This is a genomic window from Paraburkholderia sp. GAS32, assembly GCF_050434225.1.
GTDB classification, from domain to species: Bacteria; Pseudomonadota; Gammaproteobacteria; order Burkholderiales; family Burkholderiaceae; genus Paraburkholderia; species Paraburkholderia madseniana.
In genome coordinates, this window is record NZ_JBNPVS010000031.1 from 100,620 (window position 1) to 118,334 (window position 17,715).

Consider the following 17,715-nt stretch of genomic DNA (forward strand, 5'->3'; position numbering starts at 1 on the left):
TTTCTTTTAAGGCGGCGGTTTTTCAGGCCCCCGCGTTGATCTAAAGATGTCTTGCGCCACCCCGCCACTTCCAGCGCTGCCGCCGCATCCACGCCAGACTGCCCGCATGACAAAGCCGCTGCGGCGCCGGCGGCTTCGCTTCGAGCGTCTCATCAACTATCGAGTCAGTCTCGACGGAACGCGTCCCATACCGTTTTGTGGACTAAAGGTCTGCACCGGACGACCAGGCGCTGGGGTAACAGCATTGGTGGGCGTGTTGCGCAGCCCCGGTGCAAGATAGACGAATTTCCACCCGCCGTAAGTCTGCTCCGTCTCGAAGTCTGCATATCGCCGCGGAAACTCCGCGCGCTTGATCGTCGGCGCCTCCGAGCTGCTGTACACGCCATAAAAGCGATCGCCCTGCCGCAAGAAGAGCCAATCGGTCTTGCCAGTGATCGGATCCGGGTATGCCTGACGCAGATGATGCATCGGAACCGGAAAGCGCGCGTCGTCCAGCAGATCGTCGACCGACGCCGGATAGACGCGGCCGACGCGGTAATACCGCACAATCGCCTGCCGGTACTGGTCACCGACGAATAACAGTTGCTTCTCCTGCTCGCGCCGCCGTTCCAACGACCAGACGTCGAGCGCACCCGCCAACGCGATCGACATCAGCGTCAGCGCGATCAATAGCGCCAGCAGCACGAGCCCACGCTGGCGCACGGCGCGAGGCCTGGTTCGGCGCCACGCAGCCCGCTTCGATGCCGACGGAATACGCGCGCCGCCTCGCACTGAGAAAGCGCCGCGACTCACTTGCCTGCTCCTGCTGGATCGGCTGGCGTGCCCTGCGGACTACTCGCCGGCACGACGTCGTACACACCCGTCTTGGTTTCATCGGGCGAGGCGATCACCGCCCACTTGTCGTCGCCGTTGACCGGATCGGTTGGAACCGCCCGCAGATAGTGCTTCGTCACCAGTTCATCGAGCGTATCCGGGTACTGGCCGTTGTCGCCGTAGTATTTATCGATCGCATCGCGCATCACCGCGACGTTCTGCTGCCGGACCTGCTCCTTGCCGCGTTCGATGCTGTGCATATAGCGCGGCAGCGCGATCGTCAGAAGCAGGCCAATGATCGCCATCACGACAACCAGTTCGATCAGCGTAAAACCGCGGGATCTGCGCGTATAAGCGGGTTTCATGATGCACCGTCACCATTGTTTGTACGGCACGCCGTTGATGCCGGCGCGATCGGATTTCGACGACACGTCGAACACATCCTTGCCGGCCTGATCGTTTCCCGACGGCGCATCGGCACCGGCCTGATCCGGCGGCACCCCATAGGACCGCACGTTCCAGGTGTCTTCCGCGGCCGTTTCCGGATCGCCGGAAAAAAACGGATCCCGTGGCACGTGGCGAAGGAACATCAACAGACTGCCTTTCGGATCCTTCGCATTGGGTACGCCTGTCACGAGTACGGTCAGCGACGCCGGATAGCCGGACGCCTCTGCCTCCTTGTCGATCAACCCCGCGTCGCTCGAATCCTTGTAGGCGTCGAGTGCCGTGCGAATCTCGCGCAACGCGGCGCTCAACTGCTGTTCCTTCTGACGCTGCACGATCAGTTCGGAGAACGGCATGATCGCGAGCGCCAGGATGGACACGAGCGCGAGCGTGATCACCAGCTCGATCAACGTGAACCCACGCTGATCGAGCCGGCTTGCGCTACCCGAGTGGACCGTGTTCTTCGGCATGGCCACGCCTCAATACCCGTTTTGAATCGAGCGAAGCGGGTTCTCGGTCGGCATGTCACCCGGCGGCATCTGCAGGATCGACGGAGGGGGCGTGGGTGCCGGTGCGGGTGCCGCCGGGGCAGGCGCGGGCGGCTGGGTGACCGCCGGCGCCGCATTCGCCCCAGCGCCCGGCTCGGCCTCGCCTCCCGCCTGCTCCGCTGCCGGCGGCGCATTGGGAACCGGCACCGGCGCCGGCGCGGTCGATTGCGGCGCAAAGCGTCCTCCGTAGGGTGCGGGTGGCGGCGTCGTGCGCGGCGGCGGCGGCAGTTGCCCAAACGAACCGGTCGCGGGCACCGTCGCCGAACTGTTCGCCGCTGCGCCGGCTTGAGCGGACTTGCCACCTGTCGTGCCACCGCCTACGCTGCCGGGCAGCGGCTTTACAGCAGGCGCTCCGGGCACCGCTGCGGCGGCCATGACGGGATCGAGCCGAAGCTGGTCGGCGTGCACATTGACGTCGGTGCCGGACCAGACCTCCTGCGTGTCCACGTCAGCCGCGAGCTGCGGCCGGACAATGTGCGGCGTGATCTGCAACACGATCTCCGTCTTCACATGGTCGCCGTTGTGGTCCGAGAACAGGCGCCCGAGCACAGGCAACTGCCCGAGGCCGGGCACCTTGTCGGCCGACCTGCGGTCCTGATCCGAAATCAGCCCGCCGAGAATCTGGCTTTCACCGTCTCTCAGACGCAGGCTTGTCGACGCACTACGCGTTCCTATCTGATAGGCGAGCGAACTCAGACCTGTTTGCGAATTGCCGCTCTGGATCGTATTGGTGATATTGCTGACTTCGAGATTCAGTTTGATGCCGACATCGCCATCCCGATAGACCTGCGGCTCCACTTCGAGCTTGATACCGACATCGATGTACTGAATCATTTGCGTGTACGACGGACCGCTCGTGCTGGGCGTGCTGGAACTCGAAATCACCGGCAACTTGTCGCCGATCAGGATCCGGGCCTTCTCCTTGTTACGCGTCCGGATGCGTGGACTCGCCAGCAAATTCGCGTCGGTATCCGTAAGCTTGAAGTTCGCCGTCGCGGAGAGGCCGCTGACATTCAGCGCATTGATGGGAAGATGGTGCAATGCGCCCCATGTGTCCGCCGTGGACGGTGTCGACACCGAGAACGAGTTCGGCCATTCGATCCCGAGATTGGACAGGCGTTCGTGCGATACCTCCAGCACCTCGACTTCCAGCATCACCTCCGGTTCTGGCAAGTCCTGCGCGGCGATCATCTCTTCGGCAACCTTGATGGTGTCCGGGGTGCCGCGGATCGTCACGGTGTTCGCGCGCTCGTCGATCACGACTTCCTTGATCTTCAGCAGGCTCTTCAGCAGCGACTGGATCTGTTTGGCGTCGACATTCGACAACTGAAACGTGCGTACCTTCAATTCCTGATATTCAAGCTGCTTGGCCGGTGTCGCCGGGTAGATGAAAAGCGTATTCGCGTTGAGTTGCTTCTTGTCGAGCTGATTCTGCATCAGGATCATATCGACCGTATCCTGCAGCGACGCGTTCGTCACGAAGATGGTCGTCTTCAGGTCCGCACGAACGTCGCGGTCGAAGATGACGTTCAATCCCGAAGTGCGCGACAACGCTTCGAAGACCATGCGCACATTGGCATCGCGAAACTGCAGTGTGATCGGGGTACGCATGATCGACGATGCGGCACGCTGCTCTTCCTTGTCCGCGCGTTGCTGCCGAATCTTGTCGTCGATTTCCTTTTGCATCTGCAACGCGAGCGCATTGGTCGGATTCGTCAGCAATACGCGGTGCACGCGATCGGACGCCGGCCCAAACGAACCGCGCTGCATCATGCGGTCCGCTTCCTGCAGGGTTGCGAGATCCCGGCGGTCCTGGTCGATCAGCGCGCCGATCTTGCGGCCGCGTTCGCTGGTCGGATCGATCTGGCTTGCCGCATAAAGCTTCTGGATCGCGGCATCGAACTGGTAGCTCTGACGAAACTGGTCGGCCTGATCGAGTAGCGCGTTGACCTGATCATTGCGGTCGTGCAGATAGTTGAGTTTCGCCTCGGCGCCGGTTGGAGTGTCCTGCAGGATCGGCATTTGCACGCAACCACTGACGGCAAGCATGGAGATAGCGACCGCGAGCGCACGCTTTCTCGCGACCCCCGCGATTGGCCTGCGCTGAGCACGGAACGGGACAAGTGGCAAGAGATGGTTCGCTGGGCCGCTGTCCCCATTGCGGCCCGCACCCCGTGTGCGTGAGGTTGTCATCTACTTTGCCTCTCTTGGTATGGATACGGACTGCGTCTGGTTAAGCGGTAGATAGGTCAGCACCACGTCGGATTCCGAAACCGACTCGACGCGGTACTGGTCATCGACAACTTCGCCCGGTGAAACAATCAGCAACCGCTCGCCGTTGCTAAGAAATACCTGCGGCTTGGCCGCTTTCGCATCCAGCTCGCCCACGTACGTGAAAGGCACGGGTGGCGCAGTCGGCGCCGGTGCTCGCACCTCCGGTACGACCGGCACCTCGACAGGAGGCGGCGGCGGAAGCCACGAAGAGGCGGCGAACGGATTGTTGGTCGATTCGACGGACAGAGGCGCGCGCAGGGAGATCAGCCTTGCGCGTGGCGTCGCCGCTATCGTCGGCTTCGCGTTGGCGGCGCCGACGTGCGACGCAGGAACCGGGGCCGGCGCAACTGCGTGCGTAGTTGCGTGCGTCGTTGCGGACGCGGCCGATGTGGTGGACTGGAGATGAACGGAAGCCGGTCGCGCCTGCATGTCGTCATGCCTCGCGCCGTGGAGCGCGGCAAGCACCGTCGGCGTCTGGGTCGCCGCCACCTGCGCGCGATATCCGAGCCCCACGGCGGCGATCGCGCAGAACGTCAGCAACACGCGTTTGACCAGAGCGGGTTTCACGGCTGCGCTGTCCGGCAGACGAGCTCGAACGCGTTTGACCAGAGCGAGGTTCAAAGCTGCGCCGTCCGATAGATGAGTTCGAACGCGTTTGACCAGAGCGAGGTTCATGGCTGCGCCGTCCGATAGATGAGTTCGAAGCGGACCCGCGCATCGAGAATGTTGCCGTCGACCGCAGGACGTTCGACGTGGATCGCCTGTAGCGCCGCATTGGGCACGTTGTTCAGGACTGCCGCGAGAAAATGCCGGATCGCGCTGTACTGATCCTTGACAGGCAACAGCACCTGATACCGCGTAAAGGGCGCACCGGCTTCGGTCGTCACCTGATATTCGGCGGAGCCGAGCGTCAGATTGCTGTCGCGAGCTTGCGCGAATATCACCGCGATATCGCTCGCGCTTTGCGTGAAACCCGGGAACAGTCCCGGCAAGGTATCGAGCGCAACCGCATCTGCCGGCGCGCTGCGCTCGCCGGCACGGTGATGCGCGTTCGCCGTCCGCGCGACGCGCGCAGGATCCTGCATCTCGTGCATGTCGCGCGTCCCGGCGTCCACACTGGGAGTTGAGGCGCACACGATGGCGGCCGCGCCGATCGTCAGCGCGCCGAGCAGTCCCGGCAGGCCGAACGCGCGCCGCATCTCGAAGCGCAGCGTCAACAGCATGTCCTGTAGCTGATCCGCTTTCATGACTTCCTCCAGACGGCAGTGATCTGGAAACGCACCGGTTTGCCCGGCACGTTCGTCTCGATCAGGTGATCGTTGAGCACGGCTTCCCGCAGCAGAACGCTGCTCTGCAGATACTTCAGGTACGCGATCATCGCGTCGAAGTTCTTCGCCTCGGCCGTGATACGGATCTGGCTTTGCGCGGGGTTCTGATCGATGCCGATCAGCGCGACATCGTGATCGGGATAGTCTTCGACGATCGAGAAGAGGTCCTGCCACGGCACGGTCAGTTCCCGCAGAACCGACTGACTCTGCTTTTCCGCGAGCCTGGCGGCCGGCGTCAGCGGCGCCTTCAGCAAATGCCGGCTTGCCATTGCCTGCTGCCGGACGGCCTCCAGTTGCGCCTGCGCGCGATCGCTTTCCGCGTGCGCATACCAGAGCCGCGCGCCGCTTGCGAGCAACAGCACGGCAGCGGCGCACAGCAGGATCAGGCCGCCCGCCGCCGGGGTCGCGCGGCGCCCACTGAAGTCGAGGTCAAGGCGCGGGATCATTGTGCACACTCCATCAGCCGATGCGCAGGCGAGCGGTCCGTTGCCGGCGTCTGCCGGGTTGCCGCCGCAAAACGCGCTTCGAACGGCGCCAGTTCGGTCTCGACCCCGAAGAGATGGATCTTGCAGTCTTCGTGCTTCAGGCTCGCCCGCGTCGCCGAGCGTTCGAACAACTGCTCGGCCAGTTCGGCCAACCGGGACGCGTCGCCCGCATCACCCGGAAACAGGCGCTGTGCGTCGTAGGCGACCCAGCGATTCTGCTCGATCATGACCGCCTGCATCTGCTCGTCCGCGACGAACAGCAGCAGCGCCTCACCGCCCTCGGCTGCATCGCCGACGCGATTGAGCATCTCCGGAAGGCATAGCGTCAAGCGGCCAATCCCGACATGTTCGGCCGCGCTCACGTCGTGGATACCGTCAAGCAGTTCGCGCGACATCGCGCTGGCAAACAGAGCCCGACCGCCGCGCTGCACACTGAACCGCACCACCAGCGACGCGCCGTCAATCCCGTAGGTATCGGTGAAATAGGCCAACGCGATCTCTTCGAGTTCGCGCGCGCGCAGCGCGCGGAAATCGCCGCGCAAGATCGCGTGATTGCCCCAGAAGTCATCCAGCACGATGGTTGCGCTGCGCTTCTGCACAACCTCCTGCTGCACTGGCGCGGCATCCGCCGCGGGCGTGGCGATGAGCGTGTCGGCAAGCGCTGTGCGCAGCGCATCGAGTGCGCCCGGTTCGGTGCAGCACTGCGCCTCTGGAATCGCAACGCTGGCAGGCTCGGCGGCAGATGCCGGTTTGCGCAGGCGCGACAGCCGGGGCATGCGTGCACCGACGACAATCTCGCGTGTGCCGACTCCGATTGCAAGCGGACTATTCAACCATCGTGACACGGTTAATCTCCTCGAGAGTCGTTTCGCCGCGCTTCACAAGTTCGACCGCGGCGGTACGCAGCGACTGCATGCCGTAGCGCATCGCTGCCGCCTTGATAGCTCCAAGCGGCGCGCGCTCCGACAACAGTTGCCGCAACTCGTCGTTCATGCGCAAAGCTTCCGCGATCGCGCGGCGTCCGCGGTACCCGCTGCCGCGGCACGCCGCGCAGCCCGTGCCGCGATGAAACAGGTAGCTGCCGGCGGTATCAGGATCGATGCCAGAACGGACCAGCGTGTCCGCGTCGACCGCCTCATCGGTTGTGCAATCCGGGCAGCACTGCCGCAAGAGACGCTGGGCGACGACGCCGTTGAGCGCGGACACGAAGCTGTACGGATCGACCTCCATGTTCGTGAAGCGGCCGATCACGTCGAACACGTTGTTCGCGTGCACGGTGGTGAACACCTGGTGACCGGTCAGCGCTGCCTGCACGGCGATTTGCGCGGTTTCCGGATCGCGGATTTCGCCGACCATGATCTTGTCGGGGTCATGCCGCAAAATCGACCGCAGTCCGCGCGCGAACGTCAGCCCCTTCGCTTCGTTGACCGGAATCTGCAGGATGTCGCCCAACTGATATTCGACCGGGTCCTCGATCGTCACGATCTTTTCAAGGCCGTTGTTGATTTCAGTAAGAATCGCGTAGAGCGTCGTCGTCTTGCCGCTGCCGGTCGGCCCGGTCACGAGCAGCATTCCATACGGCATCGAGGCGACCGAACGCATGAAGCGTGTATCGGCCTGCTGAAAACCCAGTGCCTCGAGCGTCAGGCCGCCGGAAGCCTGCGAGAGCTGATAGCGGTCAAGGATCCGCAGCACCGCGTCCTCGCCGAACTGGTTCGGCATGATCGACACGCGGAAATCGATGTCACGTCCCGCGTACTGCGCCTTGAAACGCCCGTCCTGCGGAACGCGGCGCTCGGCAATATCAAGTTCGGAAATCACCTTCACGCGCGACAGGACCTGGTCGGCGACATCGCGGCCTTCCACCCGGCGGACCACAGTCAGCACGCCGTCCACGCGGCACTTGATCATCAAACCGCTGGCACGGCATTCGAGGTGGATGTCGCTTGCCATCATCTTCAGCGCGTCATAGATCGTCGAGTTGAGCAGCCTCACCACCGGGCTGTCGTCACTGCTGATGCCCTGCAGCGTCAACGCAAGCGAAGACGGATCGACTGCACTCTGGATCGGGTCGTCGAACGCGAGCGAATCCATCGCCCGCACGTCTTTTTCGCGCACGGCCAGATACGCGCTGATGTCTCCCGCGCTCGCGAGCGCCCAGCCGTACGGCACGGTCGGCCGTGAGCGCATGCGGTGTTCGACGCAGCCTCGCGTGCGCGCGTCGAGCGGATCGGCGATGACGAACAGAAGACCGTTGCCACTGTTTGTGCCGCTTGTACCATTTGCGCCGCTTGCCTCGCGAAAGCACACACACAGGCGAGTCGTCGCTTCGACGAACGACATCACGTCGAAATCGGGCTCGTACTGGTTCAACTCGCGCATGCTGATCGGCTTCATGCGAAATTGCTCGGCCAACTGGGCGCGCATCTCGTCCGCGCTCAGCGCCGTCTGCGTCATCAACTCCTCCAGCGCACGAATGCCGGAACCATGCCGCTCGCCGAGCGTTCGCAGTGCGTCGCGCAGCTCGACACGCGGTTCGGCACGCGGTTCGACATTGAGGCTTGCCAGAGTTGTGCTGACGGAATCCACGTCTTTTCTCCAGGAAGGTCTATTGAATGCTCGATGCGATTTCGAAAATCGGCATGTACATCAGCACGACAATTCCACCGATCACCACACCGATAAAAATCATCATCGCGGGTTCGATCAAACGCGAGATCAGATCAATCGTGCGGGACACCTGTGCCTCCTGAAACGCAGCGATTCTGTCGAGAACAGGCCCAAGACCACCGGTCTTCTCCGCCACCGTCAGGAGCCGGTAGGAAATCGGGTTGGCGAGTCCACCCTGCTGAAACGCGTCGGAGATCTTTGTGCCGTTGCGCACCTGCTGGAGGGCCTCTGCGAGTGCGGCCTGGTCCGCGCGGCCGACCAGCCCATGCGCAAGATCGAACGCGCGCACGGCGGGAATACCGCCGTCGACCAGCATGGCGGTCGTGCGATAAAACTGCGACTGGCGAAAGACACGGAAGTGTTGCCCGATGCCCGGCAGGGCAAGCATGCGATCGGTGATCCAGGTCCGGACCGCCGGCCTGCGCAGCGCGAAACCGGCCACCACCGCCAGCACGGCAAGGCTGACGCTCAACTCCGCCCCGTGGGCGTGCACCATGCTGCCCCAGGCGATCAGCAAGCGCGAGAGCAGCGGGAGTTCGCGCCCGCTGTGTTCAAGCAAAGTCGCGAACCTCGGCACGACGAAGCCCAGCAGGAACAGCACGACCGCCGCGCCCACCAGCAACAGAACAGATGGATAGATCGCTGCCGACACCACCCGGCCGCGCAGTTCGTGAAGCATCGCGCTATTGCGCGAATAGCGGGTCAAGCTATCCGCGAGGCCGCCGGTTTGCTCGCTGGCTTTCACGCAGGCGACCAGCACCGGTGGAAAGATGTGACTCGCGTGCTCGAGCGCCGCGGAGAGTGACTGCCCCTCTTCCAGTTGCCGCAACAGCTCCCGGTACACCTGCGCCGAAGCCTCGCGGCGCTCATTGCCGCCAAGCGTGCGCAATGCGTCGACAACGCCGACGCCTGCATCGAGCAATGCCGCGAGTTCGCGCGCGAACAGTTCGACGTTGAACCTGGCGCCGGGCAGCGCCGCCCAGTTCTTCCGGTAGTGCCGCCGCGCGGCGTCGGCGCGAACCGATACGACGCGAAGACCGCGGGCGCGTGCAAGCGACGCAGCAGTCGACGAAGAATCGCTATCGATGCGAAGCGTCTGGACCGCACCACTGGTATCGAAAACACGCAGCACGTACTTCACGTCGACTCTCCTTGCAAACCACCCACTACCGGCCCAGCGTCGCGGCAACCGCGCGGCGCACCGTTACCACGACGAGACGGTCGTGTTCTCACCGATGCCACCGCCTCGTCCATCCTTGCCAAGCGAAAACAGATCGTAGTCGCCGTGCTCACCCGGCGAACGATACTGGTACGGGCGATCCCACGGATCGACCGGGACCGCCTTCGCCAGATACGGCCCGCTCCAATGCGCCGCATCCTGCGGTTTGGCGATGAGCGCCTGCAGCCCTTCTTCGGTCGACGGATAAGACCCGACATCCAACCGGTATTGATCGAGCGCCTGCCCCAGCGAGACGATCTGCGCGCGCGCGATCTTCGTATTCGACTTGCCGACCTGTTCGAAATATCGAGGAGCAACGAGACCTGCCAGCAAGCCGATGATGACCATCACCACGAGCAGCTCGAGCAGCGTGAAACCGCGGCTACGTCGCGCGCCCTTTTCGAGGCGGACGCACTGCCACGGACGCCCGGGCATGCCGGGCTTGATAGCGGACAATTCAGTGTGCACAGCTCCCCCCTGTATCGACCCACCGCTTCGGCATTGCCGAAGCCGTTGAATGCATTCTTGTTCAGGTCGATACGGGCAAGAAGTAGGGAGAGCCGTCCAAAGACATGGGTAAAGACCCTCCAGTTGCGCCGCGCTTATGCGGAGGGGTGATGCACGCGTTCTTCGTCCGGCAGCGTCAGCACACCCATGTCGATTGCGATGCGCACAAGACCTGTCACGTTCGTGATGCCCAGCTTGCGCATCAGACTCGCACGATGCTTTTCGATCGTTTTCGGACTGAGCCTCAGGTGCTCGCCGACCTGCCGATTGGTGTGCCCCTCGACAACGAGTCGCAGCACTGACCGCTCACGGCCGGTCAACGCATCCCAGAGGTGTGCTTTTTGCGGGGTACCCGCAACGAGGTGCAGCGAATCGGCACAGCGGCCGAGAACGTCGAGACTCGTGTTGTGCCTGCCCTGCATGACAAGCCGCATCTCGCCGACCAGGTCTTCGAAAGACGCGTCCTTGATCACATAGCCGTCGGCGCCCGCGGCAAACGACTCTCGCACGTGTTCTTCGCTGCGGTGAACGGTGAGGACAATGATGCGGATCCGCGGCGCGCGGCGCTTGATTGCGGCGATCGCCTCGAAACCGCTTCCGCCCGGCATCGACAGGTCCATCAGGATGAGATCGGGCAGCGTCGCGATCGCTAGCCGGTATGCTTCGAGTCCGTCGCACGCCTCACCAACGATGACGTAGTCGCATAGTTCGGACACCATGCGACAAAGGCCGCTGCGCAAAAGATGCTGATCCTCCGCAATCAGCACACGATGCTGTTTAGCCAATTTCGTCGCTCCTGACAGCACCGTGCGCGGTTAGTTGGACGCAACGGCGTCATGGTAGGCGCTCAGCAGTTCCGCTGGCGTCGCGAAGCCGTCGATGCGCAGCCACGGCTTTCCGGGCGCCGATCGCACGAATGCAACCGGCGTGTGATTCATCTTGTCGCCCCGATAGACGTTGAAGGCGCGTTGCGTCGTAATGCTCGCCTCGACGGTGCCGGTGTAGTGCTGCCACTCCGGACCCGCGTCGAATCGGGCTGCGTACGTTCTAAGGCGTGCCGGGGTGTCCTGCTCAGGATCGATCGAGATCGACACGATGTGCACCTTGTCCCGCTCGCCGCCCAACTCGCTTTGCAACTTCTCGAGCGTCTGGCTGACCATGGGGCAAATGGTGGTGCAGGTGGTGTAGATGAAAGTCAGGATCACCGGCCGGCCGTCGTTCAGTTCATCGATCAACGAGACCGTCTTACCGTCGTCCCTGACCAGCTTCACCGGCGGCAGCGTATAGTCGACGGTCGAGCGCATGGTGCCCGACATCATGTGATGATGCATATGCGCGTCGGCGCCATCGGCGGCATCTGCGGCAGACGCGCACCATGCCGCGGGACCTGCCAGTCCGGCGCCGGCTAGCAGAACCGCGCCGATCAGGACTACGTTGGTCGTTCTCATCGCTGGCTCCAGAAGTATCATGAACACGGCGTCGATACCCGCGTGAGCGCATGAAAGGCGCGCCACCGTGCATATTCAGTCTCATGAATTTGTGCGCGAGCGTCATTGGATGAGAGCCCCCAAAGCACGGTAGGGCATGTCCGCCAGCGGGAAAACCCGCCTCGTTCAGCCGGGGTGTCCCCACATCGCGACTCAGTACTTGCCCGGTTGCAGCGAGGGTTAGTCGAGGCCTACAATTACTTATAGCCTTAAGGTTTCCTTAAGAAAACGCATCGGGATCTCCAATGGATGCAAACGAGCCCACGGGATTGCAGATGAAGCTGGCCGACCTGATCGAGGCCATGCGCAAGCTTTGCATTGCGGCCCGGACCCACAAACCAGCTACCGCCAACGTCACCGATGCGCGCGGCGCGGCACTTGCCATTCTCACGTCAGATGGAACGTTCCTGTCGGCGAACCGCACTGCGGCGGCCCTCCTCGGCTACTCGAATGCCGACCTGGTCGGCAAGCAACTCGCCGACATGGCGCCGAACAGCTTTTGGGCGCCGCTCGCGAGCGAATTGTCCGTGAGCGCTCATCGAGAATTTCACTCCTTTCCTGCGGTACTCAGCGGCCGCACCGGCCACCCGATCCAGCTCATGTTGCACCAGCAGTCGGTCCCCACCGGCGAGACCGGGCGCAGTGCGTTGCTGACGCTTTTTGAGGAGCCGCTGATCTCCGGCCCCGAACTTGCGAATGCCACGCGTTTGCCCGATGCGAGTGCGCGGGACCATCTGACGTATCTAACGATGGGTCAACAGAAAGAACGTCAGCGCCTTGCGGCGGAACTGCACGACGGTCTCGGGCAAGCATTGACGCTCGTCAAGCTGATGGCTGAGGACGCGCTGATTCGGATACGCCGCGGGCAGGTCGACGACGCGGCCCAGTTGCTGGATGCAACCGTGCTCAGAATCCGCGAGACGATCGGCGACGTGAGGCAGATATGCGGCGAACTGCGTCCGCTGATGCTCGATCAGCTCGGCTTGCCCGGCGCACTGGGTTCACTATGCCGGCGCATCGAGCACGGCGCCGAAAACGTCTCAGTTGTGTTCAACTGCGACGTCGGCGACGAGGACGTGCCGGAGCATCTGAAGGCCGACATATTCAGGCTCGCCCAGGAAGCGTTGAACAACACCGTCAAGCATGCAGCGGCCACGGAAGTCACGCTCGGTTTCCGGCGCATTGCGGGCGGCCTCCTGATGACGATTCTGGACAACGGCATCGGCTACGAAAACCGTCCGCTGTCGACAGAAGACGCCTGCACAACCGGGCTTGGCCTCATCGGCATGCAACACCGGGTCGAGTCGCACGGCGGCAAGTTTTCAATCCAGTCGTTCGGTACGAGCGGAACGCTGGTCTCGGCGGCATGGACCGCCTAGCGTAAGTTCCGTTCGCGCTCAGCAGGCCCCGCCCAGCCCGTACTTGGGCTCTCCCGAGTATTCAGGCGACTCCGGCGGTCGATCCGGCTCGGCCTGCAAGCGGACAGGCGTATCGTCAACGTTCGGCTCGGAGCACTTCTCGGCCAGAGAAGTCAGCAGGCCCATGCTGATGGCGACCAGGACCAGTTCCGTCAGATTGGCGATATTGAGCTTGTGCATCATGCTGGCTCGATACTTCTCGATCGTCTTCGGGCTGAGATTCAGGTACTGCCCGACCTGCCGGTTGGTACGCCCTTCGGCGATCAGCTTCAGCACACTGCGCTCCCGCGCCGTCAGGACGTCCCACGCCTTCTTTGGCGCATGCACTTCGCGGCCCGTGACGAACGAGTCGACCATGTACCCGTACACGTCGGCGCTCAGATGTTTCTTCCCCTGCATCACCATGCGCATGGCGACCAGGAGTTCATCGAACGAGACATCTTTCAGCACGTAACCCTCGACGCCGGCGCGCAGTGCCTCACGCACATACTCTTCGCTCTGGTGAACCGTGAGCACCACGATTCGTATGTTCGGCGATCGTCGTTTGATCGCCGCGCTGGCATCGATTCCGTTCATGCCTCGCATCGACAGATCCATCAGCATCAGATCGGGATTCAGCGTCATCGCCATTTGACAGGCTTCCTTGCCGTCCCTCGCTTCACCGATGACGTCATAGCCCCCTTGCGCCGAAAGCATCGAGCGCAGACCGTTTCGTAGCAGATCGTGGTCTTCGGCGATCAAGACGCGGCATTTGGTATTCATGTTTTTACCCCTGGCAGCCAGGAACCGGTCGCGACAAGGCTGTGCAGCCGTTAAACGGCGCCCACCGCATGTCTCGTCTTTTTTACATCCCCTACCTTCGAATTCCTAACTTTCACTTGCTATGCAGCCACGCTGCATGCGTCTGCCCGTCGCAAGGTTCGCGCCATGTCTCTGCGAGCCAGCATGGATCAGTATGTGAAATTCGTACGACATTTGAAATGGTCGAGGATAGCGACGTGTATGTTTCAAATTTGAACAAATTTCCCCCGGACGCGAGATTAGTAGCAATACCGATGGAGTAGACATTACGCGCCGAATTGGGCAACGGGACAATACTTACCGATTGCCAGTTCGAATCAGGAATATTCCCCTTCAACGTGTATGCCGGGTCGTACGGCACCTGATTTTCAACGGTTACCGGGCGTTACGAACGTAACGATTTTGTACAGCCCCCGACCCGTCCGTTTTGCGTCTCAAAGTGTAGGGAGGTGCCCCATTGCAGATGCGCTTTCCTCCACACCACAATTGAGATGCGGGGGAACACGACCATGCGCTATAGCCTTTCATCCGGACCAGGACATGCGATCCTCATCGCATGCGCGATGCTTGGCATGGCATCACCGGGGGATGCACGCGCAGAGATTTTTGGAGCGGTTGCGAGTAACGGTGCAATCGTCCTGACCAACGTACCTGGCAAAGCAGGGATGGCCGTCATCGTTGCCGGCGATCCGCCTTCCGAACGCGATGCGAAGCGTGCACAAGCATCGTCGTCCGGGAGCGGCGACGCGTCGCGGTTCGCCGATGTGATCGACGAAGCAAGCCGCACCTTTCGCGTTCAGCCCGAACTCTTGCGCGCGGTGATCGACGTCGAATCCCGATACAACCCGAAGGCGGTTTCAGACAAAGGTGCGCAAGGACTGATGCAGGTCATGCCGGAGACAGCACGGCGCTTTGCCGGTGGAGACATGCTCAATCCGCGCGACAACGTGCTGACCGGAGCGCGCTATCTGCGCTTCCTTCTCGATCTCTTCAAGGACGATGTCGAACTCACCGTGGCCGCGTACAACGCTGGGGAAAATGCCGTGATTCGGGCCGGCTATCGCGTGCCCTCCCTGCGGGAAACGCGCGCTTACGTGCCGCGGGTTCTGGAGCGCTATCGGCGCATGCTCGCAGCCGGTTAACCGTTGCGCGCGCCGACGGCAAGCCGGCGCCCATATCGATGACATCCGGGCGTGACCAGGCGCCGGCCTCGTCGTACTGTTGCCGGGTCCGGGAACAGATTACGGAAATGCGGGAATGGTCGGCTCCGTTCCCCGGATCTCGGCCTCCGCGTGGTGAAGCTTGATCATCTTTTCAATTTCCTCGACGCGATCCTTTGGGACATCGATCATCATCAGCAGTTCACCCCGCTCGATCGCCGCTTCGAAACGTTTCAGCCGCGTATTCGGTACATCGACGCCGATCATCGTCGCCGTCCATGCGCCAAACCCGGCGCCCGCGAGCGTGAGCGCAACGACAACGCCGCCCGCAATAGTCAGGCCCGCCGGCGGATAAGCCAATGCAACCAGGCCCGTCAACATGCCGGTCGCGCAACCCGCCGCCGTACCTCGCGTCAGTGCGTGAAGCAAGTCGCTGCTCTGCGCAAGCGTGGCCTCCGGCAAATCGTCGAGCCGTACGCTATGGTTGGCAATCACGTGGATATGCCGCCAGTCGACTCGCCTCACCAGAAGCTCGTCAACAATCATCCGAGCACATTGCGTGCTCGGCAGCAAAAAATATATGCGTCTCATGGCGACCTCGCTGACCGTAGATCGGGGTCTATCCGGACCCCTGACTTCATTCTCGCGCGGATTGGCAGAGGGATAAAGTAGGAATGCTCGCCCAAGGGAATGGGTAGAGACCCGCAGTGGATGTCGCCCGTCGAACCACGCGCCGCCAAGCCGGAGCTTCGGGCGAAGGGTCCGGGCGCTCCGGCATTCTTTTACAGCTTGCCGTAGCTATGCAGCCCCGACAGGAACATGTTGACGCCGAGGAAGGCGAAGGTCGTCACCAGCAGGCCAGTCAGTGCCCACCATGCCGCCACCGCGCCGCGCAGGCCCTTCATGAGGCGCATATGCAGCCAGGCCGCGTAGTTCAGCCACACGATCAGCGCCCACGTTTCCTTCGGGTCCCAGCTCCAGTAGCCGCCCCACGCTTCCGCGGCCCACAGCGCGCCGAGGATCGTCGCGATCGTGAAGAACGCGAAGCCGACGGCGATCGACTTGTACATCAGGTCGTCGAGCACATCGAGCGGCGGCAGGCGGTCTGCCAGCACGCCGCGCTCTTTCGCGAGATACGCGACCGCGACCATCGCCGACAGCGCGAAACTGCCATAGCCGATGAAGTTGGCCGGCACGTGGATCTTCATCCACCAGCTCTGCAGCGCCGGCACGAGCGGCTGGATCTGCTGGGCGTCACGCGCGACCGAGTACCACATCAGGAAACCGACCGCCGCGCTGATCACCAGCAGCACGAATGCGCCGAGCGCACGCGTGTTGTAGTGCTGCTCGTAGTACAGATAGAACAGCGCGGTGATCAGGCTGAACAGCACGAACACTTCGTACAGGTTCGAGATTGGAATATGGCCGACGTCCGCGCCGATCAGGTACGACTCGTACCAGCGCACCATCAGACCGACAAAGCCCATCACCACCGCGGCCCACGTCATTTTCGAACCGATCGCGGCGCCGGTCGGCGAGCGCGACAGCAGGCCGATCCAGTAGAAGACGGTGGCGAAGACGAAGAGCGCGCTCATCCACAGAATCGCGGACTGGCTCGACAGGAAATACTTAAGGAAGAACGCGCTATCCGCGCGCGACAGATCGCCCTGATAGATCTGGATTGCCAGCAACGACAGCGCGGCGATGCCCACCATCAGCGGGCGCACCGGCTTCCAGCGCCAGCCCAGCACGACGAACACCGGCACCGCCAGGCACAGCACCAGTTTGTCGTAGTAGTTCATGAACGGGTGATACCGCGACAGCGCGAACCCCGCGCCCGCGACCATCACGACGGCGAACAGCCAGTCGACGACACCGAGACGCTTGAGGAAGGAGCGCTCGTCGAGCAGATCCACCGTTTGCGCCGCGGTCGTTGAGACATCCCACTTAAGCACGGGAGTCGGGTCCGGCGCACCGGCATCAAGAGACGATCGGGTCAGATTCATGGTCCCCTCCATTGCGCCGATCGCGTCGACAGGATGCCGTCGGCACGCAATTGACTGCTTTCCCGGCGCGCTTCGTTCGACGGCCGCGCCCCAAGGCGCGGTCATCCAGTAGTGGTCCCCGTCCCACAAACGCGCTGCCAGACGTGACCGGGAAACCCGTTGCTATCTTGAGCGCCCGCGTCCCGATTCGCTCCGTAAGTTTCCACTGCAGATTGAAAAAAAAGCGCCCGCCGGGGGGAGACGGTGCGCAAACTGTTCGCCACATCGCCGCTGAAGCCCCCAACCGAGGCGACCTCAACAATGACGCAGGCGTTCTTGCAGGTGCCGCTGCCGTGCAACGGTGCATCCGCGTTGCACAGACCAGACGGACGGCCTGGACTCTGAATCGCCACGTCCACGGGCGCAGCGACACGCAAGTCAACTTGTTCATTGATCGGCCGGCGGGTTGGCCGCTGCCTCGGTCTCTGGAGGAAACGCTTCCACGAAGGCCGCTACGGCGCGCATATCCTGCTCCGACATATTGCCGCAGACCTCCTTCATGATCTCACCGCGAGG

General features: G+C 62.6%; 18 protein-coding genes. 2 read left to right on the forward strand and 16 right to left on the reverse strand.

The window, feature by feature from the left end:
* Positions 1-156 precede the first annotated feature (156 nt).
* The 13 genes from P3T25_RS31190 to P3T25_RS31250 all read right to left on the reverse strand — a co-directional run bounded on the left by P3T25_RS31190 (position 157) and on the right by P3T25_RS31250 (position 11,736).
* The gene (locus tag P3T25_RS31190) at positions 157-753 is read right to left on the reverse strand and encodes a type II secretion system protein (RefSeq protein WP_266256996.1); all 597 of its coding nucleotides are present in this window, start codon (positions 751-753) and stop codon (positions 157-159) included.
* 35 nt (positions 754-788) lie between these two features.
* Positions 789-1,178: a type IV pilin protein gene (locus P3T25_RS31195; RefSeq protein ID WP_266239504.1), complete on the reverse strand. Its 390-nt coding sequence runs from the start codon at positions 1,176-1,178 to the stop codon at positions 789-791.
* 9 nt (positions 1,179-1,187) lie between these two features.
* Complete coding sequence (locus tag P3T25_RS31200) at positions 1,188-1,727, reverse strand: type II secretion system protein (RefSeq protein ID WP_429360737.1); 540 nt, start codon at positions 1,725-1,727, stop codon at positions 1,188-1,190.
* A gap of 9 nt (positions 1,728-1,736) precedes the next feature.
* Positions 1,737-3,854, reverse strand: a complete 2,118-nt coding sequence (locus P3T25_RS31205) for a secretin N-terminal domain-containing protein (protein WP_429360739.1) — start codon at positions 3,852-3,854, stop codon at positions 1,737-1,739.
* A gap of 144 nt (positions 3,855-3,998) precedes the next feature.
* Positions 3,999-4,754 (reverse strand): hypothetical protein, encoded by a 756-nt coding sequence (locus tag P3T25_RS31210; RefSeq protein WP_429360741.1) that lies wholly within the window; start codon positions 4,752-4,754, stop codon positions 3,999-4,001.
* Positions 4,751-5,326 carry a hypothetical protein gene (locus P3T25_RS31215; RefSeq protein ID WP_429360743.1) on the reverse strand — a complete coding sequence of 192 codons (576 nt, stop codon included), beginning with the start codon at positions 5,324-5,326 and terminating at the stop codon, positions 4,751-4,753. Before P3T25_RS31215 ends, P3T25_RS31210 begins: the two co-directional genes overlap by 4 nt.
* Positions 5,323-5,853 carry a hypothetical protein gene (locus P3T25_RS31220; RefSeq protein WP_429360745.1) on the reverse strand — a complete coding sequence of 177 codons (531 nt, stop codon included), beginning with the start codon at positions 5,851-5,853 and terminating at the stop codon, positions 5,323-5,325. Before P3T25_RS31220 ends, P3T25_RS31215 begins: the two co-directional genes overlap by 4 nt.
* The gene (locus P3T25_RS31225) at positions 5,850-6,737 is read right to left on the reverse strand and encodes a hypothetical protein (protein ID WP_429360747.1); all 888 of its coding nucleotides are present in this window, start codon (positions 6,735-6,737) and stop codon (positions 5,850-5,852) included. Before P3T25_RS31225 ends, P3T25_RS31220 begins: the two co-directional genes overlap by 4 nt.
* Positions 6,718-8,349, reverse strand: coding sequence for a GspE/PulE family protein (locus P3T25_RS31230; RefSeq protein WP_266239539.1), 1,632 nt, complete (start codon positions 8,347-8,349; stop codon positions 6,718-6,720). The genes P3T25_RS31225 and P3T25_RS31230 overlap by 20 nt, the downstream gene beginning before the upstream one ends.
* Before the next feature lie 151 nt (positions 8,350-8,500).
* Positions 8,501-9,703: a type II secretion system F family protein gene (locus tag P3T25_RS31235; protein WP_429360749.1), complete on the reverse strand. Its 1,203-nt coding sequence runs from the start codon at positions 9,701-9,703 to the stop codon at positions 8,501-8,503.
* Between the two features lie 63 nt (positions 9,704-9,766).
* Complete coding sequence (gene gspG / locus P3T25_RS31240) at positions 9,767-10,216, reverse strand: type II secretion system major pseudopilin GspG (protein ID WP_154564753.1); 450 nt, start codon at positions 10,214-10,216, stop codon at positions 9,767-9,769.
* 167 nt (positions 10,217-10,383) lie between these two features.
* The gene (locus P3T25_RS31245; RefSeq protein WP_154564731.1) at positions 10,384-11,073 is read right to left on the reverse strand and encodes a response regulator; all 690 of its coding nucleotides are present in this window, start codon (positions 11,071-11,073) and stop codon (positions 10,384-10,386) included.
* Between the two features lie 30 nt (positions 11,074-11,103).
* Complete coding sequence (locus P3T25_RS31250; protein WP_154564733.1) at positions 11,104-11,736, reverse strand: SCO family protein; 633 nt, start codon at positions 11,734-11,736, stop codon at positions 11,104-11,106.
* 284 nt (positions 11,737-12,020) lie between these two features.
* Between P3T25_RS31250 and P3T25_RS31255 the strand changes: the two genes are divergently transcribed.
* Positions 12,021-13,154 (forward strand): histidine kinase, encoded by a 1,134-nt coding sequence (locus tag P3T25_RS31255; protein WP_154564735.1) that lies wholly within the window; start codon positions 12,021-12,023, stop codon positions 13,152-13,154.
* Positions 13,155-13,172: 18 nt separating this feature from the next.
* On the opposite strand, the gene P3T25_RS31260 is transcribed toward P3T25_RS31255, so the two are convergent.
* The gene (locus tag P3T25_RS31260) at positions 13,173-13,955 is read right to left on the reverse strand and encodes a response regulator (RefSeq protein WP_154564737.1); all 783 of its coding nucleotides are present in this window, start codon (positions 13,953-13,955) and stop codon (positions 13,173-13,175) included.
* Between the two features lie 548 nt (positions 13,956-14,503).
* Between P3T25_RS31260 and P3T25_RS31265 the strand changes: the two genes are divergently transcribed.
* Positions 14,504-15,136 (forward strand): lytic transglycosylase domain-containing protein, encoded by a 633-nt coding sequence (locus P3T25_RS31265; protein ID WP_233468987.1) that lies wholly within the window; start codon positions 14,504-14,506, stop codon positions 15,134-15,136.
* Between the two features lie 99 nt (positions 15,137-15,235).
* Here P3T25_RS31265 and P3T25_RS31270 read toward each other — a convergent pair whose 3' ends face one another.
* Together P3T25_RS31270 and ccsB are read right to left on the reverse strand one after the other, a co-directional pair.
* Entirely contained in the window at positions 15,236-15,745 is a 510-nt protein-coding gene (locus P3T25_RS31270; RefSeq protein WP_429360756.1) for a DUF1269 domain-containing protein, read from the reverse strand.
* Between the two features lie 191 nt (positions 15,746-15,936).
* Positions 15,937-17,160 (reverse strand): c-type cytochrome biogenesis protein CcsB, encoded by a 1,224-nt coding sequence (gene ccsB / locus P3T25_RS31275; protein ID WP_429360758.1) that lies wholly within the window; start codon positions 17,158-17,160, stop codon positions 15,937-15,939.
* Positions 17,161-17,715 lie beyond the last annotated feature (555 nt).